This is a genomic window from Streptococcus sp. A11, from assembly GCF_043674225.1.
In the GTDB taxonomy this organism is placed as follows: domain Bacteria; phylum Bacillota; class Bacilli; order Lactobacillales; family Streptococcaceae; genus Streptococcus; species Streptococcus suis_V.
On record NZ_JBIMJS010000003.1, the window covers coordinates 83,468 to 102,445 of the forward strand.

Annotated in this window: 20 protein-coding genes, 1 pseudogene and 1 riboswitch; of the genes and pseudogenes, 12 read left to right on the forward strand and 9 right to left on the reverse strand. The window is 44.5% G+C overall.

The features are described 5' to 3' along the window. Window positions 1–85: 85 nt before the first annotated feature. From ACHBIF_RS02800 to ACHBIF_RS02810, 3 genes and pseudogenes are all read left to right on the forward strand, one after another. Window positions 86–272 (forward strand): annotated as a pseudogene (locus ACHBIF_RS02800) (hypothetical protein). A gap of 37 nt (window positions 273–309) precedes the next feature. Next, window positions 310–1,506 (forward strand): recombinase family protein, encoded by a 1,197-nt coding sequence (locus tag ACHBIF_RS02805; protein ID WP_394718517.1) that lies wholly within the window; start codon window positions 310–312, stop codon window positions 1,504–1,506. A 152-nt stretch (window positions 1,507–1,658) separates the two neighbouring features. Then, window positions 1,659–2,390, forward strand: a complete 732-nt coding sequence (locus ACHBIF_RS02810; protein WP_105110672.1) for a GntR family transcriptional regulator — start codon at window positions 1,659–1,661, stop codon at window positions 2,388–2,390. Between the two features lie 123 nt (window positions 2,391–2,513). Here ACHBIF_RS02810 and ACHBIF_RS02815 read toward each other — a convergent pair whose 3' ends face one another. Beyond that, entirely contained in the window at window positions 2,514–2,813 is a 300-nt protein-coding gene (locus ACHBIF_RS02815) for a DUF3270 family protein (protein ID WP_105110673.1), read from the reverse strand. 158 nt (window positions 2,814–2,971) lie between these two features. On the opposite strand from ACHBIF_RS02815, the gene ACHBIF_RS02820 reads away from it, so the two are divergent. Beyond that, the gene (locus ACHBIF_RS02820; protein ID WP_394718520.1) at window positions 2,972–3,901 is read left to right on the forward strand and encodes a peptidase U32 family protein; all 930 of its coding nucleotides are present in this window, start codon (window positions 2,972–2,974) and stop codon (window positions 3,899–3,901) included. 512 nt (window positions 3,902–4,413) lie between these two features. Then, window positions 4,414–5,700, forward strand: a complete 1,287-nt coding sequence (locus tag ACHBIF_RS02825; protein WP_105123072.1) for a U32 family peptidase — start codon at window positions 4,414–4,416, stop codon at window positions 5,698–5,700. Between the two features lie 18 nt (window positions 5,701–5,718). On the opposite strand, the gene ACHBIF_RS02830 is transcribed toward ACHBIF_RS02825, so the two are convergent. Further along, the gene (locus ACHBIF_RS02830) at window positions 5,719–6,039 is read right to left on the reverse strand and encodes a hypothetical protein (protein WP_105123073.1); all 321 of its coding nucleotides are present in this window, start codon (window positions 6,037–6,039) and stop codon (window positions 5,719–5,721) included. 92 nt (window positions 6,040–6,131) lie between these two features. On the opposite strand from ACHBIF_RS02830, the gene ACHBIF_RS02835 reads away from it, so the two are divergent. Then, window positions 6,132–6,347, forward strand: coding sequence for a YdbC family protein (locus ACHBIF_RS02835; protein WP_105110677.1), 216 nt, complete (start codon window positions 6,132–6,134; stop codon window positions 6,345–6,347). Window positions 6,348–6,357: 10 nt separating this feature from the next. Here ACHBIF_RS02835 and ACHBIF_RS02840 read toward each other — a convergent pair whose 3' ends face one another. Then, a complete protein-coding gene (locus tag ACHBIF_RS02840) occupies window positions 6,358–6,897 on the reverse strand; it encodes a biotin transporter BioY (protein ID WP_394718523.1) in 540 nt (179 codons plus the stop codon). 208 nt (window positions 6,898–7,105) lie between these two features. Between ACHBIF_RS02840 and ACHBIF_RS02845 the strand changes: the two genes are divergently transcribed. Then, on the forward strand, window positions 7,106–7,843 hold the full coding sequence (locus tag ACHBIF_RS02845; RefSeq protein WP_105160538.1) for a cyclase family protein: 738 nt from the start codon (window positions 7,106–7,108) through the stop codon (window positions 7,841–7,843). Between the two features lie 46 nt (window positions 7,844–7,889). On the opposite strand, the gene gorA is transcribed toward ACHBIF_RS02845, so the two are convergent. After that, complete coding sequence (gorA, locus tag ACHBIF_RS02850; RefSeq protein ID WP_125266571.1) at window positions 7,890–9,239, reverse strand: glutathione-disulfide reductase; 1,350 nt, start codon at window positions 9,237–9,239, stop codon at window positions 7,890–7,892. A gap of 286 nt (window positions 9,240–9,525) precedes the next feature. On the opposite strand from gorA, the gene ACHBIF_RS02855 reads away from it, so the two are divergent. The 5 genes from ACHBIF_RS02855 (at window position 9,526) to ACHBIF_RS02875 (ending at window position 14,476) form a co-directional block, all read left to right on the forward strand. Then, window positions 9,526–10,692: an efflux RND transporter periplasmic adaptor subunit gene (locus ACHBIF_RS02855; RefSeq protein ID WP_172022494.1), complete on the forward strand. Its 1,167-nt coding sequence runs from the start codon at window positions 9,526–9,528 to the stop codon at window positions 10,690–10,692. Next, a complete protein-coding gene (locus tag ACHBIF_RS02860; RefSeq protein ID WP_105110682.1) occupies window positions 10,673–11,368 on the forward strand; it encodes an ABC transporter ATP-binding protein in 696 nt (231 codons plus the stop codon). Before ACHBIF_RS02855 ends, ACHBIF_RS02860 begins: the two co-directional genes overlap by 20 nt. Continuing rightward, window positions 11,368–12,618 (forward strand): ABC transporter permease, encoded by a 1,251-nt coding sequence (locus tag ACHBIF_RS02865; RefSeq protein ID WP_394718526.1) that lies wholly within the window; start codon window positions 11,368–11,370, stop codon window positions 12,616–12,618. Before ACHBIF_RS02860 ends, ACHBIF_RS02865 begins: the two co-directional genes overlap by 1 nt. A 111-nt stretch (window positions 12,619–12,729) precedes the next feature. Continuing rightward, window positions 12,730–13,788 (forward strand): LLM class flavin-dependent oxidoreductase, encoded by a 1,059-nt coding sequence (locus ACHBIF_RS02870; protein WP_394718528.1) that lies wholly within the window; start codon window positions 12,730–12,732, stop codon window positions 13,786–13,788. Window positions 13,789–13,891: 103 nt separating this feature from the next. Beyond that, window positions 13,892–14,476: a 3'-5' exonuclease gene (locus tag ACHBIF_RS02875; RefSeq protein WP_394718530.1), complete on the forward strand. Its 585-nt coding sequence runs from the start codon at window positions 13,892–13,894 to the stop codon at window positions 14,474–14,476. A 177-nt stretch (window positions 14,477–14,653) separates the two neighbouring features. Here the strand turns inward: ACHBIF_RS02875 and lysS are convergent, their stop codons facing one another. From lysS to thiT, 5 genes are all read right to left on the reverse strand, one after another. After that, window positions 14,654–16,144 carry a lysine--tRNA ligase gene (gene lysS, locus ACHBIF_RS02880; protein ID WP_172062272.1) on the reverse strand — a complete coding sequence of 497 codons (1,491 nt, stop codon included), beginning with the start codon at window positions 16,142–16,144 and terminating at the stop codon, window positions 14,654–14,656. An 89-nt stretch (window positions 16,145–16,233) separates the two neighbouring features. After that, complete coding sequence (locus ACHBIF_RS02885) at window positions 16,234–16,857, reverse strand: histidine phosphatase family protein (RefSeq protein ID WP_105110687.1); 624 nt, start codon at window positions 16,855–16,857, stop codon at window positions 16,234–16,236. Between the two features lies 1 nt (window position 16,858). Beyond that, window positions 16,859–17,338: an aminoacyl-tRNA deacylase gene (locus ACHBIF_RS02890; protein ID WP_172022504.1), complete on the reverse strand. Its 480-nt coding sequence runs from the start codon at window positions 17,336–17,338 to the stop codon at window positions 16,859–16,861. Between the two features lie 11 nt (window positions 17,339–17,349). Beyond that, window positions 17,350–18,192 carry a DUF368 domain-containing protein gene (locus ACHBIF_RS02895; protein ID WP_105160546.1) on the reverse strand — a complete coding sequence of 281 codons (843 nt, stop codon included), beginning with the start codon at window positions 18,190–18,192 and terminating at the stop codon, window positions 17,350–17,352. Between the two features lie 83 nt (window positions 18,193–18,275). Continuing rightward, on the reverse strand, window positions 18,276–18,833 hold the full coding sequence (thiT, locus tag ACHBIF_RS02900; RefSeq protein ID WP_394718533.1) for an energy-coupled thiamine transporter ThiT: 558 nt from the start codon (window positions 18,831–18,833) through the stop codon (window positions 18,276–18,278). Between the two features lie 48 nt (window positions 18,834–18,881). Continuing rightward, window positions 18,882–18,977, reverse strand: a riboswitch (TPP riboswitch). Window position 18,978: the final 1 nt, after the last annotated feature.

Genomic DNA, 18,978 nt, shown 5'->3' on the forward strand with positions numbered 1-18,978 from the left:
TGGCAACCGCCCAATAACGGAGTATCTTTTCAGCTTCCCTATTCTCCAGTATACTGTTAGAGAAAACAGAACTGGAGGATTTATTATGTCTCAGCCCATCGTCCCATTGACTGTTCCCCAATCTCGCCGCTTTGAAAAGAAAAGCAGAAACGATATTCTGATGAAAATTCGTCTCGGAAAAAACGGAAGTTACATTCTTCCAATCTATCAATCAGGAAGTAATGGAAACAATCTTGGATAAGGTACTGCATTATGACCATTCGACTCAGTGATTTAGGTCAAGTCTACTTGGTTTGCGGGAAAACGGATATGCGTCAAGGAATTGATTCCCTTGTTAATGGTCAATTGCAAGTAAATCAAGAAGAAGCTGAATCAGTAAAAATAATCTTTGATCTATTTGCTAACAGTGATATGGGCACTATAGCAATTGCCAAGCATTTAGCAAACCTAGACATAAAGAAACCAATTCGACACAATAGTACGCTTCCATATTTTTCATCAAGTGGCATTGCAAGAATCTTAGACAATCCAGTTTACAATGGAAAAATTGCTTTTGGACGGCGTGAAAGCACTCGAGATAAAATTTCTGGTGAAACGAAAGTCAAACAGTCTGAAAATTATATTCTAACAGATGGAGTCCATGAAGCTATTATTGACGATGAGACTTGGAATAAAGTGAGGAAAAAACGAGAAGCTAATGCCCATAAGTATAAACGTGAGAACCCGAATAAGGGCGATTCTATCTATATATTTTCGGGGCTGATAAAATGTCCATTATGCAATGCTGGGCTTTATGGAAATAAAAGTATCAAGCGAAATAAAAATAAGAAAGATGAATACTATAAAAACTATTACTACTATGCTTGTAAACATAGAAAACATGTAGATGGTCATAAGTGCACATTTAATAAACAGCTTAAAACAGGAAATTTAGACCATGAAGTATTATCAATTATTAGTAAATTAGTTTCTAGACCTGGATTTGCAAAAAAACTTCAAGAAAAAATTAATATTCAGGTTGATACAAGTAGGATAGATAGTGAAATTGAACAATATAAGAGTCTCTTTCGCCAGCTCAATGCAATCAAATTGAATTTAATCCAACAGATTGACTCCTTAAATTTTGAAGATCCTCATTTTCAGCAGAAGTCAATTGATTTAGATATGAGGTTAAATACTATTTATGATAAATTAGCAGATGTAGAAACACTAATTGAGACAAGTGAATCTAAACGAGAGGTAATCCTAAAGGATAAAATGACCGCTGATAATATTTATAAAATATTGGTCAATTTTGCATCATTTATGGATGTCATGGAAGATATCGACAAGAAGCGATTGTGTCAGATGTTGATTGAAAAAGTTGAGATTTATGATGAAAAAAATGAGGCAGGACGTTGGGTAAAAGCCATTCATTTCAAGCTTCCAATCATTGAGGAAGACTTAAAAATTAGTTTGGACAATAGTACACCGGTTGAGGCGGTGGTTAAGTTAGTGAGGAAATGAGTCTATTACTGGCAGTCGCGGATGATTTACCGACATTTTTCTTGAAATTTTCCTAAAAAATAAAAAGTAGGGAAAATCTCTATAAATTCTTGATTTCCGAACGTTTTTTTACTATACTAATAGTGGTTATAACCAATGGAAGAGGTGATAATATGGTTACCGAAGCAGGTGACAAACCGCTATATTTACAATTGGTAGACGAATTGGAAATGAAGATTCGGAATACCATGGAGCCGAATGATAAATTATCTTCTGAGCGCGAGTTAACTCATATTCATGGGGTGAGTAGGATTACAGTCCGCCTGGCAATTCAAGAATTGGAAAGAAGGGGACTTGTTTATAAAAAACATGGTAAGGGAACCTATGTTTCAGAGATAAGAGAGCCTGCTGTTGATCTGTCCTCTGCCTATAGTTTTACAGAGCAGATGCGGAAAATCGGCAAGGTTCCAAAGACCCAGATTTTGTCGTTGCTTGAGAAAAATGCGTCCGAGTATCTGGCCAAGCAGCTGCAAATCGACATCAACGAGCCCATCGTTGAATTAGAACGGATTCGCCTAGCTGATAATGTTCCAATGATGCTGGAAAAGACTTATATTCCAGCTGAAGTTGTACCTGGAATGACTGAAGAGCGCCTTAATCACATGCCGCTCTATGAAATATTTGCTGAAGATTACAATCAAACCATTCGGCTGGCAGAAGAAGAATTTTATGCCAGTATTGCACTAGACCATGAGGCCAAGGTCCTGGGCATTAAAAACAATAGTCCTGTTCTTCATATCACTCGGAAGACCTACAATCAAAAAAATAAGATTATTGAGTTTACCTTTAGTATTGCACGGGCAGACCAGTTCAGATATAAGATTAGCCACGTCCGTCAAGAGTAGTGGATTTCTACATCAAGGCTATTGAATCAATATTAGTTTTTTAACGAAGACAGCGAGCTAGGACAGGATTACTGCCCTGGCTTTTTTGCAAGAAAAAGAGGGCTTTGAGCCCTCAGGTGATGTTTACGAGAATAATCGTTTAAATATTTTATTTGATGAGTATTTGAGCAGCTGCATGCCAATAAAACCACTTGGAATAGCCAAGCAGAAGGACAGGAAGGCAGGGATGTTCAGCGAAAGATACACGTAAGTTGCTAGAACCGTCAAAATACTAAAAACAACAATATTCACAAAAAATAATAATTCATTGATTCGTGGAAGACTGGATTCTCTTGCTTGGTACGCTTGATAAGGGGCCTGTTTCTCTTTCGGGATATACTCTTCAGTGGGGATTTGGTCAGGCCGATATTGTCTAAGTGCCATATCGTCTCCTTTATTTTGCTTTTCAAGAATACCATAAAATTGAGTGGAAACTGTAACAAGATTATTACAATATTGTTACAAAGAAATTAGAAAAGTCTGAAGATTAAAATTCAGGTCCGCTTCCTTTTTTAGAAAATCTTTGTGATATAATGAACATTATGAAAAATATTATTATAACAGCAACAGCTGAAAGCATTGAACAGGTCAAAGAACTGTTAGCAGCAGGTGTTGACCGTATTTATGTTGGTGAGGCAGACCATGCCCTCCGAATTCCGACCAATTTTTCCTATGATGAGCTTCGCCAAATAGCAGAGCTGGTTCACGAGGCAGGCAAGGAATTGACTGTCGCAGCCAACGCTCTCATGCACCAAGATATGATGGACAATATCAAGCCTTTTATGGAATTGATGAAAGAAATCAAGGTCGATTATCTGGTCGTTGGGGATGCAGGTGTTTTTTATATCAATAAGCGGGACGGCTACAATTTCAAGCTTATTTACGACACATCTGTCTTTGTAACATCCAGCCGACAAATCAATTTCTGGAAGGACCACGGCGCTGTCGAGGCTGTCTTAGCAAGAGAAATCCCATCGGCAGAACTCTTTGATATTTCGGAAAATCTGGAAATTCCTGCGGAAATATTGGTTTACGGTGCCTCTGTTATCCACCATTCCAAGCGGACCTTGCTCAAAAACTACTATAACTTCACTAAGGCGGATGAGACGGATTTGTCCAAGGAACGTGGACTTTTCTTGGCAGAACCTGCAGATCCAGAAAGTCATTATTCCATTTTTGAGGATAAACACGGAACGCATATTTTTATTAACAATGATATCGACATGATGACCAAGTTGACAGAGCTTTATGAACATGGCTACCGAAATTGGAAGTTGGATGGTATTTTTTGTCCAGGTCAGAACTTCGTCGAGATTGCCAAATTATTCGTCCAAGCGCGTGATTTATTGGAAAAAGGAGAATTCACCTACGACCAAGCCTTTCTCTTGGACGAACAAGTATGCAAGTTCCACCCAAGCCAACGCGGTTTGGACACCGGATTTTACGAATTTGACCGGAACAAGGTGAGGTAATAAAACAGTCCGGGGGACTGTTTCAGAACGTAGACAAACTAGCTTTTGTATAAATAAACTTAGTAGCTCCGCTAAGAAGAAATAAAAATTTGATTTATTTTGCAAGCGGAGCGAGCCCTAAGCCGGGACTTTCCGCTGTGATGAAAATGCTTGAAACGTTGTCGTTTCAAGCATTCGGAGCCTGTGAGACCTTAGGCTCAAAGGCTAGGTATGGAATTCCGAAGGAAGTCGCTACCGTCCGACATCACCTCAGGAAAGTCTGAAAAGAGACTTTGTCTACAAACTCAAACAGTCCGGGGGACTGTTTTATCCCGAGCCTAGAAATAGAGAAGCGAGGCCAGTCCGGGGGACTGTTTTATCCCGAGCCTAGAAATAGAGAAGCGAGGCCAGTCCGGGGGACTGTTTTATCCCGAGCCTGTCAATGGGAAAGCCCGGTCCAGAGGGTTGTTTTAGTCATCGCCAATTCTTAGATTTTATCTTAATTCTATCCTGCAAATAGAAAGAGGAATATTATGTCAAAAGCATTAAAGCGTCCTGAGGTCTTGTCACCTGCTGGGACATTGGAGAAATTGAAGGTTGCCATTGATTATGGTGCCGATGCTGTCTTTGTTGGCGGTCAGGCCTACGGTCTGCGTAGCCGGGCTGGGAACTTTACTATGGACGAGATGCGGGAAGGAATTGAATACGCCCACGCCCGTGGTGCCAAGGTCTATGTTGCGGCTAACATGGTGACCCATGAAGGGAATGAAGAAGGAGCGGGAGCCTGGTTCCGTGAACTGCGGGATATGGGCTTGGATGCGGTTATCGTGTCTGACCCAGCCCTCATCGTCATCTGTGCCACTGAAGCGCCGGGACTTGAAATCCATCTGTCCACCCAGGCTTCATCGACCAACTATGAAACCTTCGAGTTCTGGAAGGAATTGGGCTTAACCCGCGTTGTTTTAGCCCGTGAAGTGACCATGGAAGAGGTAGCTGAAATCCGTAAACGGACAGATGTTGAAATCGAAGCCTTTGTCCACGGTGCCATGTGTATCTCCTACTCAGGACGTTGCGTCCTCTCCAACCACATGAGCAAACGTGACGCCAACCGTGGCGGATGTTCCCAGTCTTGCCGTTGGAAGTACAATCTCTATGACCTCCCATTTGGTGAAGAGCGTCGTTCGATTAAGGGGGAAATACCAGAGGAGTTCTCCATGTCTGCGGTGGATATGTGTATGATCGACCATATTCCAGACATGATTGAAAATGGGGTTGATAGCCTAAAAATCGAAGGCCGGATGAAATCTGTCCACTACGTGTCAACCGTAACCAACTGCTATAAGGCTGCGGTCGATGCCTATCTAGAAAGTCCAGAAAAGTTTGAAGCGATCAAACAAGACCTGATTGACGAGTTGTGGAAAGTAGCCCAGCGTGAACTGGCAACTGGTTTTTACTACAATCCACCAACTGAAAACGAGCAATTGTTTGGTGCCCGCCGTAAAATTCCAGAATACAAATTTATCGCTGAAGTAGTGGCCTTTGACAAGGAAACCATGACAGCAACTATTCGTCAGCGCAATGTTATCAACGAAGGAGACCAAGTTGAGTTCTACGGGCCAGGTTTCCGTCATTTTGAGACGACCATTCAAGGCCTGCATGATTCCAATGGAGATAAGATTGACCGTGCCAATAAACCTATGGAACTGCTGACTATTAAGCTAGACCGTGAAATCTATCCAGGCGATATGATCCGCGCCTGCAAGTCAGGGCTCATCAATCTCTATCAAGAGGACGGCAAGGCTGTTACTATTCGTGCATAAGAAAAAGGCTGGAGAAATTCAGCCTTTTGATAATTGTGATTTTTTGATGTTTTCTGGAACCAGAGAGATTTTTTTAATCTCATCAATCCGAATGATACTGGTCACGCGACGTTTGAAATTTTTCATAATCAAGCGTTGTCGTTCCTTGTCATACTTGACAATGTCCCCGGTAAAGCTACGTTCACCATAAATAACATGGATAGCAGCCTTCTTTTGAATGGCCAGCTCAAGATACTCTTGAATCTCTTCTCTGGTTGCAGGCTCCATAGGCTTTGGTTGGGATCTGTAAACCAGAAAATCATTGATACGGTCGAAAATGGATTCCAAAAACCTCTTCATGGCAATATCCTTTCAAACTTGCTATAATCATCTTATACAATTTTTATAAAAATGACAAGTGTTTGCGAATAAATAAGTGAAGGAGGTAACAAATGGCAGAATTTACATTTGAAATCGAAGAAAAACTCTTGGTCCTATCTGAGAATGACAAGGGCTGGACCAAGGAGCTTAACCGTGTGTCCTTTAACGGGGCACCAGCCAAATATGACATCCGCACTTGGAGTCCCGACCATACCAAGATGGGCAAGGGCATTACCCTCAGCAATGAAGAATTTCAAGTCATGCTGGATGCATTTACCAATAAGTAAGATGAGGAGCCTAAGCGATTAGGTTCCTTTTTCTCATAACTGGTTGGAGGAGTTTGTGTGCCACTGTGGCGAGGGAAATTTTTGCTAAATCAGGCAGGATGAAGGGCAGGACTGTCCAGCCAAGAGTATCTGTCCAGCTAGCACCGCTGACCAGTTTGAATACTAAACATCCCAGTCCAAAGCAAGTAGCGGTTCCCAGCAGACAAGCCAGAAAGACCTGGAGTGGAGATCTATTATTTGTCGTCAAGCTGGATGTGATAGCCGCGTAGGCCAAAAAGCCCCAGAGAAATCCAGCAGTCGGTCCGAAAAGATTGGCCACTCCACCTGACAATCCTGCGAATATAGGCAGTCCAATGGCACCCAAGGTCAGATAAATTCCGACACTTGCCAGGGCCAGTTTCCTTGGGTAGAGGCAGGCAATCAGGGCGATAGCCAGGGTTTGGAGAGTAAAGGGAACAGGACCAATGGGAAGGCTGATTTGTGAAAGAGCTGCAATGAGGGCCGCACCGATTGCAGTGTAGACCAAATGGAGAGTTGATTCTTGTTTCATGAGATGGTTATCCTTTTATAATAATTGGTTAACAAAATTATAGTTTGATTTTCAAAGGAAGTCAATCCATTGACTATCAGCTGTCACAGTTATAGGAAAAATCTATAGCTATTCATAAAAAAGTTATATAAGTAAAAAACTATGTTTTTTAAGTAGACTGATCCATTCTCATGCTACAATGGATAAAAATAAGAAAGCGAGATATCCTATGTCAGAATTATTAGCTATTTACCGTACCTTAAAAGCCAAAAAATGGGTGGATTTGACCCATCAAATCAATGAAAATAGTCCTCATTTCCCTGCCCTGCCTGCCTTGGAGAAGAAGACCTTGTTTGACCACAAGGACGGATTTTTCGTAGAGCAGTTCACGGTCGTTGGCCAGTATGGTACCCATATCGACCCGCCTGTTCACTTTGTGGAGGGGGCTCGTTATTTGGACGAGATTGACTTGAAAGATTTGCTCCTGCCTCTTTATGTTATCGATAAGTCGCAGGCAGTTGCAGCAAATCCAGATTACCAAATCACCAAGCAGGATATTTTGGATTTTGAAGAGGAACATGGTCCTATTGCAGAGGAGTCCTTTGTTGCCTTCCGCTCAGACTGGTCTAAACGCTGGCCAAGCCAGGATGCCATCCGTAATTTGGATGAAAATGGAGTGCAACATACCCCAGGTTGGAGCCATGATGCCTTGGAGTATCTGATTGAGGAACGCAAGGTCAAGGCCGTTGGTCATGAGACCCTGGATACAGACTCAGGAGTGTCAGCAGCAGAGAATGGTGGTAGCCTTCCAGAGGAATACTATCTTCTGTCAAAAGACATTTACCAGGTAGAAGTCCTCAACAATCTTGATCAGGTTCCAGCGACGGGGAGCTTGATTTCCATCGCCTTTCCACATTGGGAAAAGGGCTCGGGTTCACCAGTTAGAGCCATTGCTATTTTGCCATAAGATGATAAAACGCCCAGATGAAAGTCTGAGCGTTTTTATGAAATTTCTATCGCATGGTGACAAATTCTTCTGAGCCAGTTGGGTGGATGGCCACAACGGCGTCAAATTGTTCCTTGCTAGCTCCCATTTTGATAGCAACTGAGAAACCTTGGATCATCTCGTCGACACCGTAGCCGATACCGTGGAGGCCGACCACTCGTTCTTCAGGACCAACGGTGACTAGTTTCATCTTGGTCAGCTGGCGGTTGTCTGCCATGGCTGTGTACATAGAGGTAAAGGCTGAAGTGTAGCACTTGACTTGGTCCGCACCGTATTGAACAAGGGCCTGGTCTTCTGTTAATCCGACCGTACCGATAGCTGGGTGGGAGAAGACAACAGTTGGAATGTCTGTGTAGTCCATTTTGGCATCTGTTTTACCGTTGAATAAGCGTTCCGATAGGAGCCGTCCAGCCTTGATAGCAACGGGTGTCAACTCTTTTTCACCCGTCACGTCGCCCAAGGCATAGATGCCAGGAACCACTGTTTCTTGGTATTGGTTGACTTCGATGTGGCCCGATTTTGTTAGTGTCACACCAGCAGCTTCTAGGTTAAGCTGGTTGGTATTTGGCTTGCGCCCAACAGCCCAGAGAACCTGGTCAGTAATGTGGGAAGTGCCGTCCTCAAAGAAGATTTGGATTTTTCCTTCTGGCGTTTTCTCCAGCTTGCTTGGCGTTTTATGGGTGTGAAGTGGGAGCTTAGTCCGCTCCATCTCTTCCATGAGGGCATCCGTAATGTAGGTATCGAAGTTACGCAATGGGCGGTCGCCGCGGACAAAGAGCTGGGCATCCACTCCCAAACCGTGTAGGACGCCAGCCACCTCAACGGCAATATAGCCAGCGCCGATAACAGCGACAGACTCTGGCAATTCTTCCCAGGCAAAGAAGTCGTCGGACACGACACCCAATTCAGCACCTGGAATGGCGGGAATAACTGGAAGACCACCAGTAGCGATGACAATGTGTTTGGCTTTGATTCGCTCACCATTGACCTCGACCGTATGGCTATCTACAAATTTAGCAAAACCTTGAATGACCTCAACCTGATTGTTTTTGAAGGTATTGCCATAAGAGGAACGAGAACGCTCGATATAGGCCTCACGGTTCTGACGCAGGGTTGCGAAGTCGAAGTGAACGTCCTGGCTGGTGAAGCCGTATTCTGGTCCATAAGTGTGAATGGCTTCAGCTACTTGAGAACCGTACCACATGATTTTTTTAGGAACACAGCCTAGATTGACACAGGTTCCACCGATATAGCTGCCTTCAATAACGGCAGCCTTGGCACCATACATAGCCGCTCGATTCATAGTGGCAATACCACCACTTCCTCCACCAATGCTGATAATATCAAATTCTCTCATTTTCTTCCTCCAAAGATTTCTTGACTACATTCTACCCTTTTTTTATCTTTCAATCAAAAATCCGCTACGTCTATCGTGAAACCTTATTTAGGTTTTTCTTACTATTGTTTTGTAAAAATACTGGCCATACCTGCATGATTGATAGAAGCTATTTCTTACAAAAATGTAAGTGGGATAATTGACAAAAATGTTATAAAATTAGTATGGAAAACACTTGCAAAAAACGATGTATAGGTGTATTATCTTTATAAGACAATTATTTTTGTAACATGTAAAGGAGACAGATATGTTTAAGTCCAAAAAAGCAAAAATTGCCCTTTTTTCTGGTCTTGGGGTTGCATCGGTAGCCCTGGTCGGTGGGGCCTTGCTCTTCTCTAATGCCTTAGGTGGTTCAGGTAGCGCAGGTGAAGACTTTACATTACCCATGACCTACAGGGTGGTTCAGGAAGGTTCGATTGCTTCGTCGACCTTGTTGACGGGGACAGTGGCTGCGGGTGAAGAGCAGTTTGTCTATTATGACCCCTCTAAAGGCGATATCAGTGAATTTTACGTTGAACAGGGGAGCCAGGTAGAGGCTGGAACGGCCCTGCTTCGCTATGATGCTTATGAATTGCAGACGGCTCTTGATTCGGCTGTGCGTGGACGGGATAAGATTGGACGTCAAATATATGAGGTACAAAATGGTGGTCAGACCTTGCCAACAACAGGTGACCCAGCCTTGGATGGAGAAGCAGCGGCCTCTGCCCAACGTTCCATTGATTTGCAATTGGCGGATTTGAATGATGCCTATGCGGATGCCCAAGCGGCGGTAGACAAGGCATGGACGGCCGTCAATGAAGCGACCGTTGCCAGCACCGTATCAGGTACAGTTGTTGAGGTCAATAAGTCTGTTTCTAAGAGCTCGACCAATAGCCAGACAGTCATTCACATCGTCAACCAAAATAGCCTGCAGGTGACAGGTCAGCTTACAGAATATGATTTGGCCAATATCAAGGTTGACCAAGAAGTGAAATTAAGCACTAAAGTCTATCCAGAACAGACCTGGACTGGTAAAATTTCCTATATTTCAAACTATCCAGCCAATGATCAAACTGCGGCAGCAGTACCGGGTGGCGGCGGATCTGGCGGTGGTGCCAAGTATCCTTTCAAGGTGACTTTGACTAGCGATATCGGCGACCTCAAGCAAGGTTTCACTGTCAATATGGAAGTTGTCAACACCAGCAAAAATATCTTGGTCCCTGTGACAGCTGTTGTCTATGAGGATGATAAGACCTTTGTTTGGACATTGGTAGATGGTAAGGCTAAAAAAGTAGAGGTGACTCTGGGTAATGCAGATGCTCTTAACCAGGAAGTGATCAAGGGCTTGTCTGTTGGTGACCATGTCATTGTCCTCCCAGATTTTGACTTACAAGAGGGTCAAGAGGTAGAAGCCGATGAAGAACCAGCTAATTAAACTCACACAAATCAACAAATCCTATAAAAACGGCGACCAGGAGTTGCGAGTTCTCAAGGATATTGATTTGGAAGTCGAAGAGGGAGAATTTCTAGCCATTATGGGACCGTCCGGGTCTGGTAAATCCACTCTCATGAACATTATTGGTTTGCTGGACAGGTCTAGTTCTGGCAACTATTGGCTAGAAGGCGAGGAAGTCAGCCAGTTATCGGAGAAAAAGTTGGCCCAGGTCCGCAATGACCAAATCGGTTTTGTCTTCCAACAATTCTTCCTCCTTGCCAAGCTCAACGCCTTGCAGAATGTGGAGTTACCCCTGATTTATGCAGGAGTACCGTCCAACCAACGTAAGAAAAAGGCCAAACGTTATCTAGAAAAAGTTGAATTGGCAGAACGTATGGACCACCTGCCGTCGGAATTGTCTGGAGGTCAAAAGCAACGGGTGGCTATTGCGCGTGCCTTGGTCAATAGCCCAGCCATTATCTTGGCGGATGAGCCGACGGGGGCCCTGGATACCAAGACTGGCCAGCAGATTATGGAGCTTTTGACTGAGCTCAATAATGAAGGCAAGACCATTATCATGGTCACCCACGAGCCAGAGATTGCCGCCTATGCCAAGCGGAAAATAGTTCTTCGGGACGGGATTATCACTGAGGATAGAAGAAGGGAGGAGGCTTAATGGAAAATTGGAAATTTGCCTTAAAATCAATCCTAGCCCACAAGATGCGCTCCCTCCTCACCATGCTGGGAATCATTATCGGTGTGGCTGCTGTTGTTATCATCATGGCTCTAGGTGAAGGCCTACAGAAATCCATGGAGAAGGCCCTGGCTGGTGAGCAAAATAATGTCTCTGTCCATTTTTCTCCTTATGTAAATTTAGAAGAGGTTTCGTCGGGTTTATTTAATGCTGGCTTCACTGGGGAAATGTCTATGGAAGAAGAGCCTGACTTGACCCATAGCATGTTGCAAGGACTTCTGGAAATTGACGGTTTAAGCAACTACTATATCAATTTGAGTAATATGGGAACAATAGAAGCCGGTAACAAATCAGCTGATAATGTGACCATCAATGGGGTCAGCCATTCCTATTTTGATGTCAAAAATCTAGAAATTTTGGCAGGACGCAAGTTCACTCCTAATGACTATAGTCGCTTTGCTCGCATTATCATGCTGGATGTCAATCTGGCTGAAAAACTGTTTGGCTCCATGGAAGCCTCCCTCAACCAGACGGTTTCTCTCAATGGCAATGCCTATCTAGTTATCGGTGTTTACAAGGAGCCCAATGCTGGTACGGCCATGTTTGGGATGAACTCAGGCGGTAATGCCATTATGGCCAATACCCAGGTTGCTGCAGAGATGGGCATGAAAGAAAATTCTGGACTCTATATCTATGTCGAAGACGTGACTAGGGCTACAGAGGTTGGTCAGGCTGCCGCGGACTATCTGACTAGGGTTTCTGGTCTGAAAGAGGCTCGCTATGAGATTTTTGACATGTCTGCCATGATTGAAAGTTTCAAGAGTGAGCTAGGTATTGTGACCACCTTTATAGGTGCGGTTGCAGGCATCTCCCTCTTGGTCGGCGGTATCGGCGTGATGAACATTATGCTGGTATCCGTGACCGAGCGGACACGGGAAATCGGTCTGCGGAAGGCATTGGGAGCGACTCGTGGCAATGTCTTGAGTCAGTTCTTGATTGAGGCTATGGTTTTGACCACTCTGGGCGGTGCCATCGGTCTCTTAATCGCCCAAACGACTGTCGTTTTGCTCAATATCAGCAAGGTCATGGGTGAGGGTATGTCCGCCGTCATCTCTATCCCAGTGGTTCTGGGGAGTCTCGCCTTCTCAGCCCTGGTTGGTATCATCTTCGGTGTCCTCCCAGCAAATAAGGCTTCTAAATTGGATCCAATTGAAGCACTGCGATATGAATAACATTCAAAACGATTAGGTTTTTCCTAGTCGTTTTTCTGTGAGCAAACGGCTTGACATTGTCACTAGTTAAAGATAAAATAAGGACATCATTCAGATTAAAGGAGTAACATCATGGTAGAATTAGGTATTTCAACATTTGGCGAAATAACTCCACTAGAAAAAACAGGCGAAACATACAGCCACGACGAGCGGATCCGTCAGCTGGTTAAAGAGATTGAGCTAGCAGATGCGGTGGGGCTTGATGTTTATGGGATTGGGGAGCATCACCGAGAAGATTTTGCGGTTTCTGCACCTGAGATTGTGCTGGCTGCTGGTGCCGTCAATACCAAGCATATCAAGCTAACATCAGCAGTTTCTATCCTTTCCTCCATGGACCCTGTACGACTTTATCAGCAGTACACCACCATTGATGCTTTGTCAAATGGCAGAGCGGAAATCATGGCGGGTCGAGGTTCCTTTACGGAGTCATTCCCCTTGTTTGGCTATGATCTCCATGACTATGAAGAACTCTTCGATGAAAAGTTGGATATGCTTCTGGAAATCAACAAGGAAACCAATCTCAAGTGGGATGGGCATTTCACTCAGTCTGTCGATAATAAACCAGTCTATCCACGTCCAGTTCAGGAAGATTTTCCCATTTGGGTGGCAACTGGGGGCAATGTAGAATCCACCATCAAGATTGCTAAGAAGGGCTTGCCTATCGTTTATGCTGTCATTGGTGCAGGTGCCCATCGCTTTAAACCTTTAGTCGATGCCTATCGCAAGGTTGCTCGCAACTCAGGTCATGATCCAGAGAAAACGAAAGTTGCAGCTCATTCTTGGAGTTGGATTGCAGACGACCATGACAAGGCTGTGGAAGAATACTATCATCCAACCAAAGTAATTACGGACAATATTGCCAAAGACCGCCCACATTGGAGCGAGATGACCAAGGCGCAATATCTCTACTCCCTGACAGACGAAGGGGCAACCATCGTCGGAGATCCAAAACGAGTTGCTGAAAAAATCATCAAGACCATTGAAATGCTTGACTTGGACCGTTTCTTTCTCCATCTCCCAATCGGCTCTATGCCACATGAAGATGTCCTCCGTGCCATCGAACTCTACGGAAAAGAAGTCGCGCCAATTGTCCGAGAATATTTTGCTAAAAAAGAAGAAGCTGAAAAGTAAATTTGCCCTCACTGAAAGGCTGGTATTCGCCAGCCTTTTTATCTGTCTATTTTAGTAAAAAATGGTGTATAATAGATGCAGAAATAGATGTGTGAGGGTGAAAATGGAAAATTTACAGGAATATGTAGCGTTTGATTTGGAATTTAATGCGGCCAACGGTGCCTATCAGCTGATCCAGCTGTCGGCAGTTAAGTTTGTCAACCATGAGGAAGTGGACCAGTTCGACAGCTATGTTTACACAGATGTTCCCCTCCAGTCCTTTATCAACGGTTTGACAGGTATCACCGTAGAGAAGATTAAAACTGCCCCTAAAATAGAGACAGTTTTAGCAGATTTTCAGGCCTTTGTGGGACAAGCAGCCCTCATCGGTTACAATGCTATGAAGTCTGATCTACCTATTCTGGCAGAAAATGGTCTGGATTTGAAGGGCCAGTACCAGGTTGACCTCTATGAAGAGGCCTTGGAGCGTCGGTCAACAGACTTAAACAGTATCGTCAATCTCAAGCTGACCTCAGTGGCGGACTATCTGGGTGTCAAGGGACGAGGGCACAATAGCCTTGAAGATGCTCGTATGACCGCCCAGGTGTATGAGAAATTTTTAGAGTTTGATGAAAACCAACAGATGCTAGGTCAGCAGGAAGTCGTGACCAACAATCCCTTTGCCGGACTAGGAAATTTGTTTGATTAGAAGAGAAAATGAGCTACAGCAATGAAACTGTAACTCATTTTTTTTGATTTTCTAATTGGAATTGGTGTGAAGCTATAAATTTGCGTTCAGCTAGAGCATATTTCATATTAGGGAGTCCAATAGTCCAGTGGACTATTGGAATTGATATGAGTCCCTAAAACTGCATTCATCTCAAACTTACTTCATAGTAGGGAATAGGAGCACATCTCGAATAGTAGTAGTATCTGTCAAGAGCATGCAGAGGCGGTCGATTCCGATTCCAAGTCCACCTGTTGGTGGCATACCGTATTCGAGGGCTTCGATATAGTCGTAGTCCACGCCTGTTGCTTCGTCATCACCCAATTCTTTGGCTTTAGCTTGGGCTTCGAAGCGTTCCAATTGATCGATTGGGTCGTTCAATTCTGTAAAGGCATTTCCGTATTCCTTTGTCATGATGAAGAGCTCAAAGCGGTCTGTGAAGCGTGGGTCTTCATCGTTTTTCTTAGCTAGTGGTGACACGGCTACTGGGTGACCGTAGACAAATGTCGGCTGGATGAGAGTAGCTTCCACGTATTCCTCAAAGAAGGCGTTGATGATGTGACCAACCTCAGTATAGTGTTTTTCCACAGGGACCTTGTGTTCAGCTGCTACAGCTTTTGCCTCTTCAAAGGTCATGTCCGTCCAGAAGTCAACTCCAGTCTGTTCCTTGATGGCGTCCACCATGTGGATACGTTTAAATGGCTCGTTGAGCTTGATTTCTGTTTCTTGGTAAATGACAGGCTCATCGCCCTTGACAGCCTTGGTCACGTGCTGGATAATGCCCTCGGTCAAGTCCATGATGTCTTGGTAGTCAGCATAGGCCTGGTAGACCTCAATGGAAGTAAACTCAGGGTTGTGAGTTGCGTCCATACCCTCGTTACGGAAGATGCGGCCGATTTCATAGACACGCTCCATACCACCGACAATGAGGCGTTTGAGGTGGAGTTCTGTCGCGATACGAAGCACCATGTCAATATTTTGGGCATTGTGGTGGGTGATGAATGGACGGGCAGCAGCACCACCAGCTTCATTGTGAAGGACAGGTGTTTCCACCTCCAAGAAACCAAGTCCGTCAAGGTAACGGCGGATTTCTGAGATGATTTTTGAGCGGGTCACAAAGCGGTCAAAGCTTTCACGGTTGGTAATCAAGTCCAAATAACGCTTGCGGTAGCGGGTTTCGATGTCTGTCAAACCGTGGAATTTTTCTGGCAATGGGCGGAGCGCCTTAGACAGATGGGTCAGCTTGCGAGCGTGGATAGACAATTCGCCCACGTTTGTTTTGAAGACGTCGCCCTCAACACCGACAAAGTCACCCAAGTCAGCTTTTTTGAAGATTTCGTAATTTTCTTCGCCAACATCATCCTTACGGACATAAATTTGAATTTGCCCTTCACGGTCTTGGATATGAGCAAAGCCAGCCTTACCCTTACCGCGTTTGGTCATGATACGACCAGCGATAATAGCCGTTTGACCCAGCTCTTCCAATTCTTCTTTTGATTTGTCTTCGTATTGTTCCTTCAACTGAGCAGAATCAGCAGAGCGTTCAAATCGCTTACCGAAGGGGTCAATGCCCTGTTCTGCAAGAGCTGTCATTTTCTCACGACGGACAAGTTGTTGGTCATTCAATTCTTCAAAATGTTCAGTAGACATAAAATTTTCATTCCTCCAAAGTCTGTTCCTTCTATTCTATCATAGAAGAGGTAAAAAATCAGCAAAAAAGAAAGCAGGAAACTGCTTTCTTAGTGAGATTTATAGCGAGTATCATTCCAAACCAGCTCGGTAAAGTGTTCAAAGTCTGTCGTTTCCAAAATGGAAATGGAAGCATTATCCAAACCACCGCGGTGACGGAGCTGGGCGGGTGTAAATCCGAGCAGCCGGTGGATGGAAGCGGTTAGGATAGCTCCGTGGCTGACAATTAAGACCCTATCCATGTCCTGTCTTTTTAATGATTGGATAAAATCCACCATCCGTTGAGTAACTTGATGGACACTTTCTGCTTCAAATAGGTCATTGTCAAAAAGGGCTAGATTATGTTTGAGTGCCCAGGCTTGTTTGGGGTAGATGGCACGAAAAATTGCCATCTTGCTTCCTTCTAACGTTCCAAAATTCCATTCACGTAATTGTTGCGTGATTAGAACGGTTTGGCAATGGTGATTGGCTTTGGCAATTTCTACGGCAGTGCTATGTGCGCGCTGCAAATCACTAGAATAAATAGCATCAAAGGGGATTTCAGCAAGGTATTTGCCTAGTTTTTCTAAATCCTGATAAGATTCAGGCAAGAGAGCCGAATCTCCAGAATAACCCTGAAATCGACCTTCCAGATTCCACTCGGTCTTGCCGTGGCGGATAAAGTAAATCCTCATGCTAGTCTCCCTCGGTCAAATCGGAAAAACTAGCCTTGACAAAATCAGCCAGGACCTGACTATCAATGCCGATGGAACGGCCCACTTCACCAGCAGAGACAATCATGTAGCCCGTTTCCAGTGCTGACTGGTCTATGTAGATAGGAAAATTGTGCTTTTGCCGGATACCGACAGGGTTGTTGGCACCGTGGACATAGCCGGTCGTCTTTTCCAGATCCTTTTGTGGAATCATGGTGACCTTCTTGTTGCCAGAGACCTTGGCCAATTTCTTTTCGGACAGGTGCTCGGTAATGGGAACAATTCCGATAATGGGCCCTGTCTTATCACCTTTTAGGGCCAGGGTTTTGTAGATTTGTTCCATTTGGATACCTTCAGGTACCTTGCCTTCAAGGGCATTGATGAACAGACTGTCGTGGGCAATTTTGGCCTTGTCCAGAATCTGGTCGACCAAGGTTTTCTTGATTTTTTCTTTCTTTGCCATAGGATGACCTCCTACTTGTATTTTTCCTCGAGTTTGCTCATCCAAAGGCCAAGCCAGGCACCAAGAACAAAGAGGACAAGGGCAGCAAGCCAGGTTCCGATGCCAGCTCCAGCATAGGAAATGGCTTCCTCATTGCCAGCTTGTGGGATAAGGATGAGAATGGTAGATGAAGCGACGATACCGATGATAAAGTGGTAAACGCGGGAGTGGTAGACCTTGAGAGCATGGTCCATGGCTTTAGAAAATGCCACCATAGCTAGGGCCCCACCGATAGCGATAGGCAGAAAAGTGCCAAGCAGGTCCAGGGACTTGAATCCATTGAGCATAGGCGCGTAAATCCCTAAAATCAAAAGCAAGTTAGACGGGCTGAGCCCAGGTACCAAAATCCCCAGAGCAATCAGAGCACCAGCCAAGACAAAACTAGCAAAGCTAGCTGGCAGGGTTCCGACCAAACTGTTCAAATTGTAGAGCAAAAGACCAGAGATGATAAAGGTTGCAACCAGCCAAATCCAGTCAATGCTGTCACGCTGGCTCTTTTGAGTAGATTCCTTGAGCAGGCTAGGAATGGTTCCTACAATGGCACCGGCAAAGGCCCAGAGAACGGGTACCTGGAAGTGCTTGAGCAGGAATTCAACCGGAAAGGAGAAGAGGGCAATACCCAAAATTCCCCCGATTCCAACAGGGATAAAATAGAGCAAATTTTCCTTGAAATCCTTGCGAATATTGGCTAAAAAGCTGATGAGCCGCTCATAGATGCCCAAAATCGCAGCCAATACACCACCAGAAACACCGGGCAAAATAAATCCAAGGGCGATAATCATTCCCTTGATAATTCTTGAAATCCAAGATGACATAAATTCCTCCAAAATTATGTAATGGACCCATTATAGCACATAGACCGAATTTCGTCGAAAAAAGCCTGCCAAAACGGACAGACTTAGGATGATTTTACCTTAAAGAAGGCAGGTCTTGATTTGTAGAGAACAATCAACAGACCTGCTGCAATCAGGGTCGATGGCAGAATATAGCTGATATTGTATTGAAGAGAGTAGAGCCAGACAGGCATACCAGGTGTAGCGTAGTCAGCATAGAAGATGATTCCGGCCAGGAAGTTGGCTAGGAAACGAATGCTGCCTCCAAGTAGACTGGCTAGTCCAATCCAGCTGATTGCACTTGTGCTGGTCTTACTGGCTTTAAAAGGTCTTGTAAATAGCCCTGCTAATCCAATTCCAGCATAGGATAGGGCGTAATCCAGAAAGACCTGGAAGGGATTGAGGAAGTAGCCGCCGTAGAAGAGTTGGATGGTACCGACAATTCCACCTGTAAGCAAACCAGCCGTTAGGCCATGTCGAAGGGCAACCAAGAGAATTGGAAGCATTACAAGTGAGACTGAGCCACCTTGCGGCATAGTGAAGAGCGGTAGTTTGTCAAAGACCAGGGCAATGGCAGAGAAGATGGCTACTTCAGCCAGGGTACGTAATTTAGTATGGGACATAAAAAACCTCCTTTATGGTTGCAATGAAAGGAGGGTTGGCTTTTTATGATATCCATAAAACACAATCCCTACGCTAGTCTTACCTAGATCAGGTTCGAGGATTTCGCAGATGCGATCTCAGCCGAAGCACTCCTTTGTGAAATTA

Excerpts from the sequence above, each read along its gene's own strand:
- ACHBIF_RS02805 (WP_394718517.1), top strand. The coding sequence starts at position 310 with ATGCGTCAAGGAATTGATTCCCTTGTTAATGGTCAATTGCAAGTAAAT.
- ACHBIF_RS02810 (WP_105110672.1), top strand. The coding sequence starts at position 1,659 with ATGGTTACCGAAGCAGGTGACAAACCGCTATATTTACAATTGGTAGAC.
- ACHBIF_RS02815 (WP_105110673.1), bottom strand. The coding sequence starts at position 2,813 with ATGGCACTTAGACAATATCGGCCTGACCAAATCCCCACTGAAGAGTAT.
- ACHBIF_RS02820 (WP_394718520.1), top strand. The coding sequence starts at position 2,972 with ATGAAAAATATTATTATAACAGCAACAGCTGAAAGCATTGAACAGGTC.
- ACHBIF_RS02825 (WP_105123072.1), top strand. The coding sequence starts at position 4,414 with ATGTCAAAAGCATTAAAGCGTCCTGAGGTCTTGTCACCTGCTGGGACA.
- ACHBIF_RS02830 (WP_105123073.1), bottom strand. The coding sequence starts at position 6,039 with ATGAAGAGGTTTTTGGAATCCATTTTCGACCGTATCAATGATTTTCTG.
- ACHBIF_RS02835 (WP_105110677.1), top strand. The coding sequence starts at position 6,132 with ATGGCAGAATTTACATTTGAAATCGAAGAAAAACTCTTGGTCCTATCT.
- ACHBIF_RS02840 (WP_394718523.1), bottom strand. The coding sequence starts at position 6,897 with ATGAAACAAGAATCAACTCTCCATTTGGTCTACACTGCAATCGGTGCG.
- ACHBIF_RS02845 (WP_105160538.1), top strand. The coding sequence starts at position 7,106 with ATGTCAGAATTATTAGCTATTTACCGTACCTTAAAAGCCAAAAAATGG.
- gorA (WP_125266571.1), bottom strand. The coding sequence starts at position 9,239 with ATGAGAGAATTTGATATTATCAGCATTGGTGGAGGAAGTGGTGGTATT.
- ACHBIF_RS02855 (WP_172022494.1), top strand. The coding sequence starts at position 9,526 with ATGTTTAAGTCCAAAAAAGCAAAAATTGCCCTTTTTTCTGGTCTTGGG.
- ACHBIF_RS02860 (WP_105110682.1), top strand. The coding sequence starts at position 10,673 with ATGAAGAACCAGCTAATTAAACTCACACAAATCAACAAATCCTATAAA.
- ACHBIF_RS02865 (WP_394718526.1), top strand. The coding sequence starts at position 11,368 with ATGGAAAATTGGAAATTTGCCTTAAAATCAATCCTAGCCCACAAGATG.
- ACHBIF_RS02870 (WP_394718528.1), top strand. The coding sequence starts at position 12,730 with ATGGTAGAATTAGGTATTTCAACATTTGGCGAAATAACTCCACTAGAA.
- ACHBIF_RS02875 (WP_394718530.1), top strand. The coding sequence starts at position 13,892 with ATGGAAAATTTACAGGAATATGTAGCGTTTGATTTGGAATTTAATGCG.
- lysS (WP_172062272.1), bottom strand. The coding sequence starts at position 16,144 with ATGTCTACTGAACATTTTGAAGAATTGAATGACCAACAACTTGTCCGT.
- ACHBIF_RS02885 (WP_105110687.1), bottom strand. The coding sequence starts at position 16,857 with ATGAGGATTTACTTTATCCGCCACGGCAAGACCGAGTGGAATCTGGAA.
- ACHBIF_RS02890 (WP_172022504.1), bottom strand. The coding sequence starts at position 17,338 with ATGGCAAAGAAAGAAAAAATCAAGAAAACCTTGGTCGACCAGATTCTG.
- ACHBIF_RS02895 (WP_105160546.1), bottom strand. The coding sequence starts at position 18,192 with ATGTCATCTTGGATTTCAAGAATTATCAAGGGAATGATTATCGCCCTT.
- thiT (WP_394718533.1), bottom strand. The coding sequence starts at position 18,833 with ATGTCCCATACTAAATTACGTACCCTGGCTGAAGTAGCCATCTTCTCT.